This window comes from Streptomyces sp. NPDC101194 (assembly GCF_044767885.1).
GTDB lineage: Bacteria > Actinomycetota > Actinomycetes > Streptomycetales > Streptomycetaceae > Streptomyces.
In genome coordinates this window covers 65,571-83,226 of sequence record NZ_JBIWOS010000007.1, presented here as the reverse complement: position 1 = coordinate 83,226, position 17,656 = coordinate 65,571, and the positions used below count along the sequence as shown (strand labels likewise).

Below are 17,656 nucleotides of genomic sequence, written 5' to 3'. Positions count from 1 at the left end.
TCAAGGGAGTTGCGATGTCGGTGCGCCCTGCGGCCCGGACCACAAGTTCTGACTGCTAAATTTCTGTGTGCTCATGCCAAATTACGCATGAGTAGGGGGCGCGGGAAGTTACGCGTCGGTAAAAACTGAGCGTTCATCAACAAGGGGACGTCAGAGGGCCGATCGTCCCGCGAGCCGGCCCGGCATCACGGCCTGCGGGCCGAACCTGGCCCGTAGCCGGTCCGCCACCGCCTCGATCCGGCGCGCCCGCTCGTCCACCGGGTCGAACGACAGCTGGTGCGTGGCCCGTTCGCCGTCCATCAGCCCTTCCGCGCGCAGCGCGATCCCCCGCACCCGGGCCCGCTGCAGAGCGAACGAGTCATGGATCCGGTACGCGAGTTCGGTGAGCGCCGCGGAGTGGGCCGTGGGCTCCCGGAGCGTACGGCTGCGGGTCAGCGTCGAGTAACCGGTCCGGTCGGCATAGCGCACGGAGACCGCCAGCCCGCGGCACACCTGCCCGTCCCCGCGCATCCTGGCCCCCAGCTCCTCGGTGAGCGACATGAGCGCGCGGCGCTGCCGCTCCCGGTCCAGTTCGTCGCGCGGGAAGGCGCGTTCGGCGGCGATCGACCGGGCGGCGGCGCCCGGAACGACCGTCGTGCGGTCGATGCCGTGCGCCCGCTCCCACAGCTCGCGACCGGTCCGTACACCGGTGATCCGCTGCAGAGTACCGAGCGGGGTCGCCGCGATCCGGCCGATGGAGTCGAGTCCGTACCCGCACAGGGTGCGGGCCGTCGCCGCCCCGACGCCGTCCAGCGCCGCGGCCGGCTTGGCCGCGAGGAACCCGGCCCCCTCTCCCCCGGGCACCACGAAGGTCGTTCCGGGTGCGGCCTGCCGTGCCGCCATCCGGGCCAGCATCGGGTTCTCCGCGGCCCCGATCGCGCAGTCCACGCCGTGCAGGGCGAGCGCGCGGACCCGGATCACCGCGGCCAGCCCCCTCACGTCCTGCCCGAAGTAGCGCAGCGCGCCGCGCACATCGGCGAGCGCCCCGTCGGGCGGGACCGCCTCGACCATCGGGGTGAACGCGCCGAGAAGGGCGAGCAGCCCCTCGTAACCGGCGGCGTCCGGGAGGCCTCCGCCGATCCTGCGGAACCGCAGGTACAGGATTCCTGGCTCGTCGTGTGCCGCGCTCATCCCGCGCTCCCCGGGCTCTGGTGCCACAACTTCCTTCCGGTGGCGACGCCTTCGCCGGGCGGCTGGAGGTCGGACCAGGGGTTCATCTCGTATCCGGTGGACATCCGGATACGACGGCCGTCGCCGTCGGGAGCGGGCTCGGCCCCCTCGGGGGTGTCCTCCTCGGACGGGGGCCCGGCCGCCAACCGGGCGGCGACCGCGTCCAGTCCGCCGGTGCGCCGCAACTCGGCCAGCTCCGCCAGATTCCAGGCCGCCGAGCCGACCACGCTCAAACTCCGCGGTCCGCGCCGCTGCACCACTCCGCGTACCAGCAACAGCCAGGAGTGGAAGACGGTGTGCGCGCAGGCGGCATGGCTGTCGTCGAAGAAAGCCAGGTCGACCAGGCCCGTACCGTCGTCCAGGGTGGTGAAGACGACCCGGCGACCGGAACGGACCGGCGGGGTCTGGGTGGCCGCCTTGGCGCCCGCGACCAGCACGGTCTCCCCGTGCCGCGCCTCGCGCAACCGCTTGGCGGAGACCGCGCCGAGCTCCTTCAGGAACGCATGGTGATCACTCATCAGATGGCGGGAGACGTCCATGCTCAGTACGCCCAGCTCGGCACTGAGCCGTTCGGTCGCGTTGAGGTCGGGCAGCCCGATGGAGCCGGTCCGGTGTCCGTTGCCGAGCGGAAGCTGCGCACCGGTGGCGACGGAACCCGCGCCCCGCCGGGCGCGGTGCAGTTCGGACAGATGCAGCAGCAGATCGCGCCGATTGGCGCCGAACGCGTCCAACGCGCCCACCTGGGCGAGCCGTTCGGCCGCCGCCTTTCCCGGCCTGGCCCGTTGCCAGAAGTCCAGCAGCGAGGTGTAGGGCTGCCCGGCCACGATCCGGGCGACCTCGGCCTCGCCGATGCCATGGACGTCCGAAAGCGCCAGCCGCACTCCCCAGGCTTCCTCCCTTCCTTCACCATCAGACACCAGTTCGATTTGATGAGTGGCCGCCGACCGGTTCACATCCAGCCCCAGTACCGGCACCCCGCGCCGCCGGGCGTCCGCGAGCAGCAGCCGCTTCGGGTACATCCCCGGGTCATGGGTGAGCAGCCCGGCGTAGAAGGCCGCCGGGTGGTGCGCCTTGAGCCACGCCGACTGGTACGTCGGTACGGCGAAGGCGACCGCGTGCGCCTTGCAGAAGCCGTAACTGCCGAACGCCTCGATGATCTCCCAGGTCCGGGCGATCACTTCGGCGCTGTACTTCCTCGCCGCCGCCCGCTGCGCGAACCACACCTTGATCCGGCCCTGCGACCCGGGGTCGGAGAGCCCTCGCCGCACCCGGTCGGCCTCGTCCCGGCCGCAGCCGGTCATGATGTCGACCATCTCGATGATCTGCTCGTGGAAGACGACCACGCCGTACGTCTCGCGCAGCGGCCCCTCCAGATCGGGGTGCGGATAGCGCACGGGCGCCCGGCCGTGCCGGGCCTCGATGAACGGCCGCACCATGTCGGCGGCGACCGGCCCGGGGCGGAACAGCGAGATGTCGACCACCAGATCGTGGAAACCGGCGGGCTGGAGCCTGCCGACCAGATCGCGCTGGCCGGGGGACTCGATCTGGAAGCAGCCCAGCGTCTCGGCGCTTCTGATCAGCCGGTACGTCTCCGGATCGCCCGGCGGTACGGCATCCAGGTCCACGTCCCGCCCCGAGACCCTCTTGACCTCCGTGACCGCGTGCGCCATCGCCGACTGCATCCGCACACCCAGCACGTCGAGCTTGAGCAGCCCCAGATCCTCCACGTCCTCCTTGTCGAACTGCACCATCGGGAAGCCCTCGCCACTGGTGGGCACGACGGGTGCCCGGCGCAGCAGGGAGGCGTCCGAGAGGAGCACCCCGCACGGGTGCATGGCGATGCCGCGCGGCAGGGCGTCCAGCGCCTCCACCAGTTCCCAGAGCCGCCCGTACCGGTCCTTCTCGCGTGCCACCTCGCGCAGTTCGGGCAGCTCCGCCATGGCCGCGCGGGCGTCGCGGGCCCGGATGTGCGGGAAGGCCTTGGCGAGCCGGTCGGTCTCCGCCGGGTTCATGGAGAGCGCGGCGCCGACGTCCCGGATGGCGTGGCGCACCCGGTAGGTCTCGGGCATGGCGACGGTCGCGACCCGCTCGGTGCCGAAGCGTCCGATGATCGCGCGGTAGACGTCGAGCCGACGGGCGGACTCGACGTCGATGTCGATGTCGGGCAGCACGGCACGGCGCTTGGAGAGGAAGCGCTCCATCAGCAGCCCGTGCTCGACCGGGTCGGCGTGCGCGATCCCGAGGAGATGGTTGACCAGGGAACCCGCGCCGGAGCCCCGTGCGGCGACCCGAATCCTCATCTCCCTTACGTCATCCACGACTTGAGCGACCGTCAGGAAATAGGAGGCGAACCCGTGGTAGGCGATGATGTCCAGCTCCTGATGCATCCGCTCCCAGTAGTCGCGCCTGCGGTCGTAGCCGCGCAGCACCATGCCGGCGGCGGCGCGGGAGGCCAGCACCCGCTGGGCGGTGCGCCGACCGGCGCCGACGAGATGCGGTTCGGGGAAGTGGACGGCACCGAGACCGAGGTCGCCCTCGGGGTCGACGACGCAGGCGTCGGCGGTGTGCCGGGTCTCCGCGAGCAGCCGCGCTCCGGCGTCCCGGCCGAGGCCGGCGGCGGAGGCGATCCGCTCGGCGGTCCGCTCCATCGCGCGGGCATCCTTCAGCCAGCGTTCACCGCTGTCGAGCGGGGCACGGCGGGGATCGACGGGGACCAGCCCGCGGGCCGCGTCGAGCACATCGGCGACCGGGCCCTGCCCGGGGTCGGCGTACCGGACGGCATTGGTCAGTACGGCCCGCACCCCCTGTTCGGCGGCGAAGCCGACGGTACGGGCGGCGAGCCGCAGCGACCCGGGGCCGGTGCCCGCGCGTCCGTGATGGACGACTTCGAGGCGCAGGTCGTCCCCGTGCATCTCCCGCCAGGGGACGAGCAGCGCGGCGGCCCGGTCCGGGCGGCCGGCGGCCAGCGCCCTGCCGACGTCGGAGGCGGGGCCGAGCAGCACGGTGAGCCCTTCGGCGGGCAGCTCGGACCGGTCGACCAGGGGCTGCCCGGCACCGGCACCGTCGGATGGGGAGGCGTGGGCGGCGGTGACGAGCCGGCACAGTTCCGCCCAGCCCCGCGCACCGTCCCGGGCGAGGAAGGTGACCCGGGGTGCGGATTCATCGACAAAGGCGCCGCCGCGGACCGGGGGGCGCAGCCGATGCGTACGCCCGTCGCCTCTCGTATGCTCCGCCGCCGCGGGACCCACCGCGAGCCCCACCCCGAAGAGCGGCCGCACCCCGGCCGTCTCACAGGCCTTGGCGAAGCGGACCGCCCCCGCGAGCGTGTCGCGATCGGTCAGCGCGAGAGCGTCCATCCCCCGCTCCGCGGCGCGCTCCGCCAGCCGCTCCGGGTGCGAGGCCCCGTACCGCAGGGAGAACCCGGAAACGGTATGCAGATGCGTGAACCCGGGCACCCGCACCTCCTGGACCGATCCGTACTCACCACCCCCCTCGCTCTCCACCATAGACCAAGTTTCGAACATTCGTACGATACTCGAAAGGCGAGATCCTCACCCGGCCCGGACCGTAGGCCCTCTCAGCCATTCGGCCCAGCCCCACCTGCACGAATGGCCGACGCCCCGGAGCGTGGGGGCATGACTTTCGCTGACGAGGTGAAGAACGCCGTCACCCCACGGGCCGCACTGCTCGTCATCGGTGTGCTCGGGCTGCAACTGCTGTTCATCACGTCCTACGTCGGGGCGCTGCACAAGCCGAAGCCGACGGACGTACCCTTCGGAGTCGTCGCGCCCCGGCAGCTGTCCGCGCAGCTCCTGACCGAGCTGAAGAATCTCCCGGGCGGCCCGCTGGACCCCCGTACGGTCGCCGACGCGGCCACGGCCCGCGAACAGATCCTGAACCGCGAGATCGACGGCGCCCTGATCGTCAGCCCCACCGGCACCACCGACACCGTCCTCGTCGCCTCCGGCGGGGGCACCGCCATGGCCGACACCCTGACGCGCACCCTCACGAAGGTGGACCTGGCCCGGCAGCGCACCGTGCGGACCGTGGACCTGGCTCCCGCCTCCGACCAGGACTTCAACGGAATCTCGTCCTTCTACCTGGTCGTGGGCTGGTGCGTGGGCGGCTACCTCTGCGCCTCGATCCTGGCGATCAGCGCCGGGGCCAAACCCGCCAATCGGCAGCGCGCACTGATCCGGACCGGCGTCATGGCGCTGTACTCCGTCGTGGGCGGGATCGGCGGCGCGATCATCATCGGCCCGGTCCTCGGCGCCCTGCCCGGAAGCTTCTGGGGCCTGTCGGGGCTGGGGGCGCTGACCGTCTTCGCGGTCGGCATGCTCACCCTCGCCCTGCAGGCCCTCACCGGCATCGTCGGCATCGGGCTGGCCGTCCTGATCGTGGTGATCGCGGGCAACCCGAGCGCCGGCGGCGCCTTCCCGCTGCCGATGCTCCCGGACTTCTGGCGCACGATCGGCCCCGCACTGCCGCCCGGGGCGGGCACCTGGGTGGCCCGCTCGATCGCGTACTTCAAGGGCAACGCGGTCACCGGCCCCCTGCTGGTGCTGTCCGCGTGGGCGGCGGCGGGCACGCTCGTCACACTCCTGCTCTCCATGCGCCGCACACCGGACGACGACGCCGCCCGGCCACCGTTCGGCTCGACGGTCGACTGACCCCTCGGCCGGCCGCGCCCGTCAGCGGTCGCGGCCTTCCGGTGTCCACTCGTCCCAGGTGGAGATGGCAGAAAAGCCGCTGCGCGGGATGGTGACCATGCCCCGGATGTCGCCGCGCCCTTCGCGCTTCTGCCGGCTCCGCTTCCTCGCCCCTCCGCCCTGCGCGACAGCCGACGCCGCTCCCCCTTCAGCTTCTTCTCCGCCCGGCGCCTGGAATCGGGGCGAGGTGACGCGGGAGCCGTCCGCCATGACGGCGAAGCGATCCGGGCCCGGTTCATGCGCGGGCCATGCCAGGGAAACCTGTCCGTCTATCACCTGCATCACCATCACCGGTGACCCGAAGCGCCTGCACACAGCACTTTCACTGACATGACATACGATGCACACATCCGATCACACCCCTTCCGCTTGAGGATGCCCACGTCATGTCTCTCGGTGTCACGTCCCGTTCCGCGCGCGGTATATCCGCTGTCATGGCCCTGATCTCGGTCGGAGCGGTGGGATGCTCCGCCCTCGACAGCGCAAAGACCGGCGCCAAGAAAGTGGTTCGCCAGCGATCGGTCTTCTCGCTCGCGACCGGCGACTGCTACAACCCGAACAACGGGGCTTCCAAGAGCGAGGAGTTCAGCGTCGAGGTCGTGCCGTGCAAGGAACCGCACAAGGGGCAGGTCGTCGGCGACTTCAAGATCGACGGACAGTCGACGTATCCCGGTGAGGACAAAACCGCACAGATCGCCGACGAACGATGCCCGGCCGAGGCGCAGAAGTTCACCCCCGACGCCTGGGCCCTGCCCAAGGGCGTCGACATCTACTACTACTACCCCACCAAGGAGAGCTGGGCGACGGGCGATCGGGCCGTGAGCTGCACGTACAGCAAGGAAGCGGGCACGTTCTCCGGTTCGCTGAAGAGCAAGCCCCTGACCGCCGACCAGCTCGCGTACCTGAAGGGTTCGAACGCCGTCAACGAGGCCCTGTGGACGAACCAGCCCGAAGCGGATCACGTCGAGGACGACTTCGCCGGCTACAAGAAGCAGGCCAAAGCCGTCACCGCCGCGCTCGGCACCCACCTCACGGCTCTGAAGGGCATCCAGCAGCCGGAGACCGCCAAGCTCCGTGCACAGCTGAAGGAGGCCGCCGATGCATGGGAGAAGGCCGCCTCGGCCGGTGACACGGACGCCTTCTACCTCGCCTACGACCGGGCCTTCGCCGGTATCGACCCGAGCAAGACGGTCGCCGCCCGCAAGGAACTGAAGCTCGCCACCACCGTCCCGGCCGACGAAGCCGAGGTCTGGGCCGGCTGACCCCGTCGGACAAGTCCCCCCGCGCCGCACTCAGGGGGAGCAGGTCACCTCCGCCCAGACCGTTTTGGTGAACGCGTCACGGACGGTGCAGCCCCAACGGTCCATCGGGGCGGTCGGGGACGGCGAAGCCGCGCGCGACGGCCTTGCCCGCGTCACATGAGGTGATGGGGGCGAGCCCCGGCACGCCGGATCGAGAACTGCCCGAAGAAGCCGCACGATTACGCGCCCCCGAACACCTCCACGGTTTCCCGACACGCAGTCCCGGTAACGGCTCTGATGGGCCATCATCGACGTGGGCGGGAAAAGTCGGACACACCGTGTCCGCACCAAACGGAGGAGGCACGGAGTGCGTAGTCGGGTGCGCGCAACGGACGGGCGGCATCTGGTGGTGGAGCGTCTCGGTGATCCCCGTGGCAGACCGGTCTTCCTCCTGCACGGAATGCCCGGCAGCAGGCTCGGGCCTGCTCCGCGCGGCATGGTGCTCTACCAGCGCAAGACACAGCTGATCACCTACGACCGGCCGGGATACGGCGAATCCGACCGGCTGCCGGGCCGCTGTGTCGCCGACGCCGTCCAGGACGTACGGGCCATCGCCGACCATCTCGGGCTGGAACGGTTCGCCGTGGTGGGCCGGTCCGGTGGCGCCCCGCACGCCCTGGCCTGCGCGGCGCTGATGCCGGAGCGGGTGACCCGTACCGCCGCGCTGGTCGGGCTGGCCCCCTGGGGTGCCGACGGGCTCGACTGGTTCGACGGCATGGCCGCCTCGAATGTGCACGCGTACTCCACCGCGGCGGCCGATCCGGACGAGCTCGCGGAGTCGTTCATCTCACGGTCCGCAGTGATCAGGAAGAACCCGGTCCGGCTCATCGACGACCTGCGCCGGGAGCTGACCGACTCCGACCGGATGGTGGTCAACGACGCCGGCGTCCGCACCATGCTGCTGCGCAACTACCGTGAAGGGCTGCGCACTTCGGCATGGGGGTGGATCGACGACGCGCTCGCGTTCAGTCGGCCCTGGGGCTTCGACCCCGCGGACATCACGGGTCCGGTGCTGCTGTGGCACGGCGAGAAGGACGTGTTCTCACCGGTGGGCCACTCCCGCTGGCTGGCCGGGCGCATCCCGAACTCCACCGTCGTGGTGGAACCGACGGCCGCGCACTTCGACGCACTGCACGCCCTGCCCAGGATCCTCAACTGGTTGCTGGAGCCGACCGACGCCTGAGGACAGAGAACGGCCCGGAGGACCGGGAGCGTCCGGTGGTGGCCGGACGCTCCCGCGGCTCATACCGCCGTCGGCTCCAGCTCGCGCTCGAACCGGTTCTCGTTCCGGGCGATCCGGGTCATCGGGTGATCGTCGCCGAGCTGCCTGGCAAGCTCGTCCGCCGTCTCCGCCCGCAGCCGCGACGCCTCGTCCTTGCGGTCCAACGCATCGAGCGTGACCGCCATGTTGGACATCATGGCCAGGGTCTCGGGATGGTGCGCCCCGAGGACGCGCCTGAGCTGTCCCGCCACCTTTCGTTCGGTCTCCAGCACAATGCCGAGGTCGCCCCGTTCGGCCGTCGCGTTGGCCAGGTTCATGACGCAGAACAGGGTGTTGGGGTGCTCCCGCCCGTACACCTCCCGCATCGACGCGACCACCCGGGTCAGCACCTGCTCCGACTCCTCCACCGCCCCGACGCCCAGTTGGTACACGGCGAGGTTGTTCAGGGCGGCGAGGGTGTACGGGTGCTTCTCGCCCGGCACCTTCATGTACTGGTCGACGACCTCCTGTGCCGTGTCCCTGGCCTCGGTCGCCTCGCCCGCCGCGTACAGGTCCGCCGCCAGATTGAGGTCACAGGCGAGCCATTCCGGGTTGGCGGCGGTGTACTTGGCCCGGTACCGGGCCCGGGTGGCCACCGTCAGCCTGCGGGCGTCCTCCAGCCTGCCCGCCCGGCGCAGCGACACCGCCAGGCTCTTCGCCGCGCTCAACGTGCCGGGGAAGGCCCGGCCGAGCGTGGCCTTGTAGCTGTCGTACGTACGGCTGAGGATGCTGACGGAATCCTCGTACCGGCCGACGTCACGCAGGTCGCGGGCCAGGTTCATGGCCGAGGAGAGGCTGTAGGGGTGCTCCGCGCCGAGCACCTCGACCCGGCGGTCGAAGACGTCCTGGTCGATCTCCCTGGCCCTGGCGTACTGCCCGATCGACCGCAGGGTGAACGCGAGGTTGTTGGCCGCCGCGAGGGTCCTGGGGTGGGAATCGTGGAAGATCTGGTTGAACCCGTCGGTGGCTTCGGTCGCCAGCTCGATCGCCCTGGTGTACTCGCCGAGCGTGCCGAGGTCCGTCGCCAGACTGCTGGTGCTCATGTACGTGTGCGGATGCTCCGGGCCCAGGACCTCCCGCTGCGTCGCCAGGGTGATCTCGTCGAGGTCCCTCGCCTCCACGTAACGTCCGCGCGAGCGGTAGATGTTGGAGAGGTGGAAGCAGAGGTAGAGGTACTGGATGTCCCGCTCCCCCAGCGTCTCCTTCCAGATGGCGCGCAGCTCCTCGCAGAGCGCGGCGGCGGTCCTGAAGTCGCCTCGCTTCCAGAGGTAGCGGACCCGGTCGATCAGCAGTCTGCGGGCCTCGGGCTCCTTGCAGTTGCGTGCGTCGGACGGACCGAGGTGCGGCCAGATGGTGGCGAACTGCGGCCAGGTCGAGGGGTTGTCGATCGGTTCGTCGTCGTCGGGCCGGGCGCCGGCCAGAATCCGGTGGACGGCGTGCCGGGCGTCCTGCTGCTCCTGCTCGCTGAGCTGCGCCCGGATGACGGCCTGGACGAGCCGGTGCACCTGGATGGAGTTGGAGACCTGGTCGACCTTGGCGAGGGCGAACCGGCCGATCTCCCGGATGACCCGGCCCAGCACCAGCTTCTCCTGGAGCGAGGCGTCGTACGGCTTCAGCGCCTCGATCATCTCCTTGCTGTAGAGGAGATTCCCCGAGATCGGCTCGGGAGCGAAGAAGGCACAGAGCTGGAGCAGCCGCACCGCGGCGGGGGAACGCTCCTTGAGCCGTTGGATGGAGATGTTCCAGGTCGCGGCGACCGGCTCGGGGTAACCGGCCGGCTGGTTGAGCGCCAGGACCTCGGGGGCCTGCTGCGCCAGCTGTTCGAGATAGGCGTCGATCGGGGTGGCGGTCTCCGCGATCCAGGCCGCCGCCTGTTCGACGGCGAGCGGCAGGTCACCGACCGCGGTGGCCACCTGGGCGGCGTCCTCGTCGCTCAGCCCCGGGGCCCGGCGCTGAAGGTGTTCGATGGACTCCTCGCGCAGGAAGACGTCGACGGGCAGGGCGTCGCCGTGCTGGGACCAGGCCTGGTTCCGGGAGGTGACGAGGATGTGCCCGGAGCCGCCCTGCGGGAAGTAGCGCCTGAGCCGCTCGGGGTCGTCGGCGTTGTCGAAGACCAGCAGCCAGCGGTCCGAGGGCACACCGCGCCGCAGCAGGTCCACGGCCTCCTGGGAGGCGGCAGCCATGTCGTCGCCGCCCTGGGCGCCGAGCCGCACGGCCAACTCGGCGAGAGAGGCGACCACGTCGTCGGTCTGCTCGGACGATATCCACCAGACCAGGTCGTAGTCCGCCATGAAGCGGTGCACGTACTCCAGGGCGACCTGGGTCTTGCCGACGCCACCGAGTCCGTACAGGGTCTGCGGCTGGGGCAGTACGACGGCCATGCCGCCGCCGAGCTGGTCACGCATCCGTTCCAGGACCATGGAGCGGCCGGTGAAGCCGGGGTTGCGCGGCGGCGCGTTCCAGATCCTGGGGACGGTGCCGGGGAACCGCGGTCCGGGCGACACGCCGTCGGTGAGCTGTACGGGCCGGTCCAGGGCGCGCAGCAGGGCGGCGGTGGCATGCACCTCGTCGAGCCGGAAGAGGTCGACGGGGTTGCGGTCGATGTAGGGCGCGGACAGCCGCACGTCACCGACCCTGAGAGGCAGCAGATGGCGCCGGCCACCGCCGGGGTCCTCCGCCACGGCCCGGTCCCAGAGGTTCACCGCACGCTGCGACTTGAGGTAGGCGCTGGAGAGCAGCACCACGGTACGCGTGGCGTTCTCGGTGGCGACGGCGGGCGGTTCCACGGCCTCCCGCTCGGCGGACACGTCGCGCGGTACGACACGGAACCCGGCCCGGGTGAGCACGGACTCGATCCAGTCGGCCCACATCCGGTTCTCCGCCACGTAACTGAGGAAGAGATCGGCGGGCAGCGCGGGCCTGCGCCGGGTGAACGCGTCACGGATACGCAGCCGCACCTCTTCGCCGACCGGTGGCATCGAGGTGATCTGCTGGTCGGTGATGACGGAGGTGAGCCGCTCGAAGGCCGAGAGCAGCGAGTTGGTGAGCCCGGCCTCGTCGCCGAAGGTGGCGAGGGTCTCCTCGTACGCGTAGTAGGGGCGGTAGGGAATCTCCACCGCGCCCCAGTAGGCGGTGAGTTCGTCGCCGGACAGGTCGCGCGGCAGCCGGTCGAACTTCAGCCGGGCCAGCGCCCGCCCGGCATCGGCCTTCTCCTTCTCGCCCTCGTCGATGCGCATCGGGACGGGGAAGATGGAGATGGGACGTCCGGTGTAGCGCTCGGAGATCTGCCGGGCGACCGAGGCGGCGCCGTCGATGGACTGGTCGCTGAGGGTGAAGCAGTCGACCAGGACGTCGGGCAGGTGCACGGTGCAGATGTCGGCGATGTCACTGAGGCCGGTCCGGCTGTCGATCAGGACGTAGTCGTAGTTGGCCTTCATGTCGTCGCGCAGGGCGTCGAAGAAATGACCGCCGCCGAGCCGGTCGTAGAAGTTGTCCCAGTCGAAGGTGGAGACTGTCGCGGAGTATTCGCGGTTCTGCCGTCCGGCGGAGACGAAGTCGAGGGTGCCGCCGTGCGGGAACTCCCAGCCGAGCGCCTCGGGCGTGAGGGACACGGCGTGTGGCTGGATGCGGGCGTAGTCGCGGTGCCAGTCGTCGGCACGCTGGACGGGGCTGGTCGCCGCCCACGCGTACTCGGTGATCAGATCGATGACGCCGGTGGTGGCGCCGAGTGTCGAGGGGTCGAGGAACGGATGGAAGAACCGGTGCAGCCCCGGTGCCTCCAGGTCCCAGTCGACGGCCAGTACCCGCTTTCCGTTGGCGGCGAGTATCCAGGCGGTGTTGGCCAGGGCCATGGTGCGCCCGGTGCCGCCCTTGTACGAGTAGAAGGTGACGATGCGCCCGTCACGACCGGCCGTCATCCGTGTCCTCCGCATCCGTCGCAGGGTCGTGTGTCTCGGGGATGTAGTGCGTCTGCGCCATCGGCCCCATCAACCGTGTCCGTTCGGTGTGTCCGCCTCCGGTGGCGGGTGGGTAGACCGCCGCGTGTCTCAGATACTGCTGGGCCGCCGCCTCGACCACCTGCGGCAGGATCTGGCCGAAGGCCTCCATGCTGGGTACGCCCTTGGCGGCGACCCGGCAGTAGGCCCTCCCCTGGCGCATCTTGGTCGGCATGGTCTGTTCGAGCTTCTCGGTGAGCTCGGCCTCGGCCGCCCGGCTCTCGTGGTCCTCGCGGTTCCACGGCACGACCATCGTCACCCAGGGACGGTTCTCGGCGTCGAAGGCAGCGAGCCGCCGGCACCGTTCCTCGTCCTGCAGGGCCCAACGGTCGACGAGCAGGATCTCCGGCCTGCTGGGCGGTTGTTTGCCCTCCCCATGCCCCGACTCCTCGTCGAAGGAGGAGATGGTGGCCTGGTAGTTGAGGGAGCGCACCAGGTCCTCGGCGACATAGGCCAGGGGGCGCGCGGCGGCCGGGTGGTAGGGGTTCCAGTCCTGCGGATTGTCGCCGTAGTAGTCGGCGTTGCGCCCCTCGGGCAGATCGTGCCGGGTGGGGGCCGCGATGGTCACCTGCATGGGGCGGGGGCCGCCGACTCCGCTGTTCGGCGGGCCGAACGCGCTCGGTGCCAGCCGGTAGTCGACAGGGCGGCCGGTGCCGATCCTGATGGTGTCCGCGACATTGACGATGCGCTTGGCGAGTTCGTACACCGCGCGCTCGTACTCCTCGGCGAAGAGCCTGAGTTTGATCAGTCCGTAGAGTCCGTCGCTGACGTAACGGTCCCCGAAGTCGCGGTGGTTGAACTGTAACCGTTCGGCGGGGCCCGGGAGTTGGCTCGGCGGCACCGGTACCCAGAGCGCCGGGACGATCGCCTCGGCAGGCTGGTTGGAGCGGGCCCGGTAGTGAATGGCGCGCTGCGCGAAGGCGTACCACTCCTTGCCGCACATCTCGCTGGCGAAGTAACGCGGCGAGAACAGCGGCACGAATACCCGGCAGGTGGCGAGCACCTCGCCGAGCCGCTCCGACCAGCCCTCGCCGGACCGTATCTCGCGGTCGATGAACCCGGCGGGCGCGCCGGCGGGCAGATCGGTCATGGCCATCACATGGCCGCAGAGATCCTGGAAGAGCCGCTCGACCCACATATCGGGGTCCGTTCCACCGCCGTACCCCGGTGTATGCGCATAACTCAAGAAGAAGTACGGCCGATGGTCCGCCGCTCGCTGCTGCGTCGTTGCGTGCACACGACCCCCGTCCTGTGTGAGCACCCGCACCCGAGGAGTGAAGTGAATGCGAGCGAATTCATCATTCCGGAGCGGACGTTGCTCCACCCCCATGACGTTCGGTCATTCAACGCCGGTTTTCAGTCATACGTTCCCGGGTTCAGCCGATCACTTTCTTGATCGAATATGGTCTGCGACGTTCTTCCCGGTTGTCCTGTGTGTACCGGCGACCCGGTCGAACCGGAATGTGAGCCTCAGATCTCCTTTCGCATCAGATCCACCAGCCGTTTTCCACTGACGGTCAGTTCGGCGGCACCCTCAAGCGTGTCGAGGGCCTGCGATACGCCCTCCAGATATCGGGGTTCGAAAGCCCCCAATGCCATTCGCTCGTAGGTGTCGGCCAGCAGCCGGGAAAACGGAACTGGTTCTTCCCGCCAAGGCGTCCGATGGTCCCAGGAGCCGTCCGCCGCGTAAAGGTCCGTGACATCGAGCAGCGCCCGCAATTCGGCCCTACGGAAGCCCCGTAGCAGTGCGAACGCCAGATCCTCCGCACTGCCGTCCGGAGAGATTCCCAGCGCACCGTAACCGTGCCGCCCGACGGCGGGCTCCGCCGGGGCCGGACGGACCAGTGGAGTGAGAGTGGTGAGGCGGCCCGCCATCTCCCCGGTGCGTCCGGGCGCCTTCGCCTCGATCAGCTTCCACGCTGCGCCGATCCTGGCCCCGAGGTCGGCGGCGGTGCGGTCGTCGAGACGGTCGACGGCCGGTGCGTCGAAGCACCAGCGGTACGGATCGAGGTCGTCGAGCACGAGGCCGGGCGAAGAGCCGGCCGTCGTGACCCTGCGCAGGGGCCGCCAGCCGGCACCGGCCGCCTCCGGCCGGACAACCCGCCGTTCGGCCGCGTCGCCCCCTTCCCGCCGGACCACGAAGCCGTCCTCGGTCGCCCGTACGAGTGCCGTGCCGTGCTCCGCCCCTCCCGCGATCCGCAACGCGCCCAGGCCGGGCAGGAAGATCCTGCCGCCCGTGAAGGCCACCGGTACGCGCAGATCGAGGCCGGCCCGCACGACCGCGCTCGCGAGGTACGCCGACATCTCCCCCGCCACCCGCTCGGCCCCGGACCGTTCGTGGACGACCTCCAGGGCGGAAAGCAGCCAGCTGCGGGTGTAGGGATGGGCCAGCACCTCGTCCAGGCCGCGGGCGCCCTCCTCCGACTCCTCGATGGCGGTGGCCAGCGCCCAGGCCTCCGCCCACCGCTCGCCGCCACGCCCTGCGATGTCGGCGTTCAGGCGGGCGAGCAGGGTGCGGGTGAGGTCCAGCTGGGCGGTGAGCAGCTCGACGGGCTCGGCCACCGCGGGCGCGACGAGGGCCGCCGCCGTGCGTACCTCGATGCCGCGCACCAGGGCGGCCAGATCGGCGCAGTACACGGAGGGGTTGTCGAAGCCGCCGGACGGCCCCTCGGAACGGTACCGGTGGGTGTAGAGACCACCTCCGCACGAGCGGACGACCGGGCATCGGCGGCAGGTCTCGCTGACACCGGCCAGTCCGAGCTGCCGGGCCCGCACACCGGGATGGGCCGCGACCTCGTCGAAGGTGTGGGTGAAGACGTCGAAGCCGGTGGCCGCCGCGCCCTCATAGGCGCTCTTGAGCGAGTCGACCTGCTCCAGCTGGCCGTCGGTCTCCACGACGACGAGGTCGGTGGGGGCCAGGCCCAGCGACTCGGTGAGGCTGGGGCCTCCGTTCAGGGTGGACAGGACCGAGGAGAAGAGCCGGACCGGCACCGGGCGCCCCTGCTCCTGCCAGCGGTCGAAGACCGCGAGGAGCCAGTCGGCGTAGGCGGTGGGCGATCCGCCCGGACGGGGCGGCGGCTCGTCCCAGGTGGCGTGCGGAAGCAGGAAGTCGATCAGCGGCGGTTCGAGCTCCGTGAGCGCGTCGAGGACCGCGTGCGGGTCGTTCTCGATGTCGACGGTGCACAGGAGCCCGAGGTTGAGATGGCTGTAACGCTCCTGCCGGAGCAGCTCGACGGCCTTGAGGACCAGGGGATGGCTGCTGCGCCCGTCGGCGTAGCGGCGGTGCCGGTCGTTGGCGGCCCGGTCGCCGTCGAGGGAGATCCCGACCTTGACGTCGAACTCGTCGAAGAGGTCGAGATAGCGCGGGCTGAGCTGGAGTCCATTGGTGTGGATGCGGAGGTCGAGCTCCGCGACGCCTTCGAAGGCGGAGGTGAACTCTTCGCAGACGCGCCGCAGTCGGGCGGGGCCTGCCAGTAGAGGCTCCCCTCCGTGCAGGATCACTGACACGGAGGGCAGTGCATGTGCCTTGGCATGCTCAGCCAAGCGTTGAGCAGTCCGGAAGATGACTTCGTCAGAGATGGCTCTGGGTCGGGTTCGCCAGCTCTGATCTGCATGTTCATAGACATAGCAATGGTCACAGGCAAGATCGCACCTGCTGTGAACCTTGAGAACGACTTCGCGGAAAGGGACCAGGGGTCCTGTCATTCCACCAGTCTAGCCAGCCTGCGGGGATGTTTGAGTATTCCAGCCGGCCCGCAGGGTCGCTCGGGCATTGCAGCCGGCCCGCAGGGTCGCTCGGGGCGTCGGTTCAGAGTGCCGAGTTGAAGGTCGATGCCTGGGTGGGGCGACCGGCCGACGCGGCATGCACGCGACCGAGCTTCCGGACAGCGGTGGCGCCGCGCACGTCGATCTCGGTGAGCGGCACACGATTCTTCTTCGCAACGGCGAAGGAGAGGGAGGATTCAGAGGTCTTCACGGCCGTCCTTGAGGGGGTTTGTTCCGATGGAATGGTTCCGGACAGGAATGCAGCAAAGGTATCTGCACCATTGCAGTGTCCGGCGGCACGACTTTACTCTCATGACCTCCGTTGGCAACTGAGGGCGCCCACTTGGAACAAGAGCGTCACACAGGGCTGCCCCGGGCCCGACGGAACCATTGATTCCACCATTGAGGTGACGACATAACCGCAGACGGGAGTGAACATGACGGCGATTCCCGGACCGCTCCAGAGCATGGTGTTCAGGAACGCTGATCTGCCGGAGCTCTTCCACCACACGGACGCGATCGCCATCGCCCGTCAGCGGGAGGCCGTGAACACCACCCGGATCCAGCTGATCCTGCTGGTCATCGGCACGGTCCCGGCGGCGCTCCCGTGGCACGTGGAACTGGGTGGCACGTTTCAACTCATCGACGCCGTCGGTGTGTTGGCCTATACGGGTGTCCTGATCACGACGTACCTCTTCGCCCGGCGCAAAGCAAAGTCGCATTGGCAACTCAACCGCTCGGCGGCGGAGTTCATCAAGTCGATGTGCTGGCGCTACGCGGTCCACGGCTCGCCTTTCGACACCCACACCCAGCACCCCGAGGCGGTGTTCGCGAACCGTCTCGAAGAGGGGCTCCAGGAGCTCCGGAAGGTGGGGTGGGCAGACCCCCGCGACCTCACCGCGGACTCGGGCGGACTGATCACCGAATCCATGCGCGAGTTGCGGGACAAGGCGTTCACCGTGCGCAAGGAGACATACGTACGGGACCGGCTGATAGAGCAGCGCAGTTGGTACCGCAGGCGCCAGGAGGTTTCCCGGCGGGCCACGCTGGTCTGGTCGACCACCATTGCCGTGCTGACGGCTCTCGCCCTGGTGTTCGCCCTGGTGAGAACGTTCTCCGCCGCCCAGTCCTTCGCCCTGACCGGGGCCCTGTCGGCCGCGGCGGCGGCCTGTCTGGCGTGGAGCGAGATGCGCCGCCATCACCCGCTGATCTCGGCCCACTCGCTGGTGGAGCAGGATCTGGAGTCGATGCAGGTGGCGATGGAGACCACACTGACCGAGCGCCAGTGGCCGCGGGCGGTGTTCGAGACCGAGCGCATCGTCTCCCCCCAGCACACCGACTGGCTTGCCAGGCACCAGATGTGACGCTGCGTCGAACCGCTTGCGCGAGAGCGCGGCCGTATACGAAGACGGCCGC

The 17,656-nt window shown here is 69.9% G+C and carries 11 protein-coding genes; 4 read left to right on the top strand and 7 right to left on the bottom strand.

Going from position 1 to position 17,656, the window contains the following annotated elements:
* Positions 1–150 precede the first annotated feature (150 nt).
* Both ACIRP2_RS25110 and ACIRP2_RS25105 read right to left on the bottom strand, forming a co-directional pair.
* Positions 151–1,170 (bottom strand): hypothetical protein, encoded by a 1,020-nt coding sequence (locus tag ACIRP2_RS25110; protein WP_404253892.1) that lies wholly within the window; start codon positions 1,168–1,170, stop codon positions 151–153.
* On the bottom strand, positions 1,167–4,715 hold the full coding sequence (locus ACIRP2_RS25105) for a DNA polymerase III subunit alpha (RefSeq protein ID WP_404253890.1): 3,549 nt from the start codon (positions 4,713–4,715) through the stop codon (positions 1,167–1,169). The genes ACIRP2_RS25110 and ACIRP2_RS25105 overlap by 4 nt, the downstream gene beginning before the upstream one ends.
* A 129-nt stretch (positions 4,716–4,844) precedes the next feature.
* Between ACIRP2_RS25105 and ACIRP2_RS25100 the strand changes: the two genes are divergently transcribed.
* Positions 4,845–5,879 (top strand): DUF3533 domain-containing protein, encoded by a 1,035-nt coding sequence (locus ACIRP2_RS25100; RefSeq protein WP_404253888.1) that lies wholly within the window; start codon positions 4,845–4,847, stop codon positions 5,877–5,879.
* 21 nt (positions 5,880–5,900) lie between these two features.
* Here ACIRP2_RS25100 and ACIRP2_RS25095 read toward each other — a convergent pair whose 3' ends face one another.
* Positions 5,901–6,206, bottom strand: coding sequence for a hypothetical protein (locus ACIRP2_RS25095; RefSeq protein WP_404253886.1), 306 nt, complete (start codon positions 6,204–6,206; stop codon positions 5,901–5,903).
* A 98-nt stretch (positions 6,207–6,304) separates the two neighbouring features.
* Here ACIRP2_RS25095 and ACIRP2_RS25090 point away from each other — a divergent pair, with 98 nt between their 5' ends.
* Together ACIRP2_RS25090 and ACIRP2_RS25085 are read left to right on the top strand one after the other, a co-directional pair.
* Positions 6,305–7,180, top strand: coding sequence for a septum formation family protein (locus ACIRP2_RS25090; protein WP_404253884.1), 876 nt, complete (start codon positions 6,305–6,307; stop codon positions 7,178–7,180).
* A gap of 346 nt (positions 7,181–7,526) precedes the next feature.
* Complete coding sequence (locus ACIRP2_RS25085) at positions 7,527–8,402, top strand: alpha/beta fold hydrolase (protein WP_404253882.1); 876 nt, start codon at positions 7,527–7,529, stop codon at positions 8,400–8,402.
* 59 nt (positions 8,403–8,461) lie between these two features.
* On the opposite strand, the gene fxsT is transcribed toward ACIRP2_RS25085, so the two are convergent.
* From fxsT to fxsA, 4 genes are all read right to left on the bottom strand, one after another.
* A complete protein-coding gene (gene fxsT, locus ACIRP2_RS25080; RefSeq protein WP_404253880.1) occupies positions 8,462–12,397 on the bottom strand; it encodes an FxSxx-COOH system tetratricopeptide repeat protein in 3,936 nt (1,311 codons plus the stop codon).
* Positions 12,381–13,736, bottom strand: a complete 1,356-nt coding sequence (gene fsxC, locus ACIRP2_RS25075) for an FxsC protein (RefSeq protein WP_404254428.1) — start codon at positions 13,734–13,736, stop codon at positions 12,381–12,383. The genes fxsT and fsxC overlap by 17 nt, the downstream gene beginning before the upstream one ends.
* 209 nt (positions 13,737–13,945) lie before the next feature.
* A complete protein-coding gene (fxsBH, locus tag ACIRP2_RS25070) occupies positions 13,946–16,180 on the bottom strand; it encodes a radical SAM/SPASM protein FxsBH, inactivated beta-hydroxylase extension form (protein WP_404253878.1) in 2,235 nt (744 codons plus the stop codon).
* A 103-nt stretch (positions 16,181–16,283) separates the two neighbouring features.
* On the bottom strand, positions 16,284–16,451 hold the full coding sequence (gene fxsA / locus ACIRP2_RS25065; protein WP_404253876.1) for an FxSxx-COOH cyclophane-containing RiPP peptide: 168 nt from the start codon (positions 16,449–16,451) through the stop codon (positions 16,284–16,286).
* A 226-nt stretch (positions 16,452–16,677) separates the two neighbouring features.
* On the opposite strand from fxsA, the gene ACIRP2_RS25060 reads away from it, so the two are divergent.
* The gene (locus tag ACIRP2_RS25060) at positions 16,678–17,604 is read left to right on the top strand and encodes a DUF4231 domain-containing protein (protein ID WP_404253874.1); all 927 of its coding nucleotides are present in this window, start codon (positions 16,678–16,680) and stop codon (positions 17,602–17,604) included.
* Positions 17,605–17,656: the final 52 nt, after the last annotated feature.

What these genes read in the sequence shown, in the direction of transcription:
- ACIRP2_RS25110 (WP_404253892.1), bottom strand. Translation starts at nt 1,170, where the DNA reads ATGAGCGCGGCACACGACGAGCCAGGAATCCTGTACCTGCGGTTCCGC.
- ACIRP2_RS25105 (WP_404253890.1), bottom strand. Translation starts at nt 4,715, where the DNA reads ATGGTGGAGAGCGAGGGGGGTGGTGAGTACGGATCGGTCCAGGAGGTG.
- ACIRP2_RS25100 (WP_404253888.1), top strand. Translation starts at nt 4,845, where the DNA reads ATGACTTTCGCTGACGAGGTGAAGAACGCCGTCACCCCACGGGCCGCA.
- ACIRP2_RS25095 (WP_404253886.1), bottom strand. Translation starts at nt 6,206, where the DNA reads ATGGTGATGCAGGTGATAGACGGACAGGTTTCCCTGGCATGGCCCGCG.
- ACIRP2_RS25090 (WP_404253884.1), top strand. Translation starts at nt 6,305, where the DNA reads ATGTCTCTCGGTGTCACGTCCCGTTCCGCGCGCGGTATATCCGCTGTC.
- fxsT (WP_404253880.1), bottom strand. Translation starts at nt 12,397, where the DNA reads ATGACGGCCGGTCGTGACGGGCGCATCGTCACCTTCTACTCGTACAAG.
- fxsBH (WP_404253878.1), bottom strand. Translation starts at nt 16,180, where the DNA reads ATGACAGGACCCCTGGTCCCTTTCCGCGAAGTCGTTCTCAAGGTTCAC.
- ACIRP2_RS25060 (WP_404253874.1), top strand. Translation starts at nt 16,678, where the DNA reads ATGACGGCGATTCCCGGACCGCTCCAGAGCATGGTGTTCAGGAACGCT.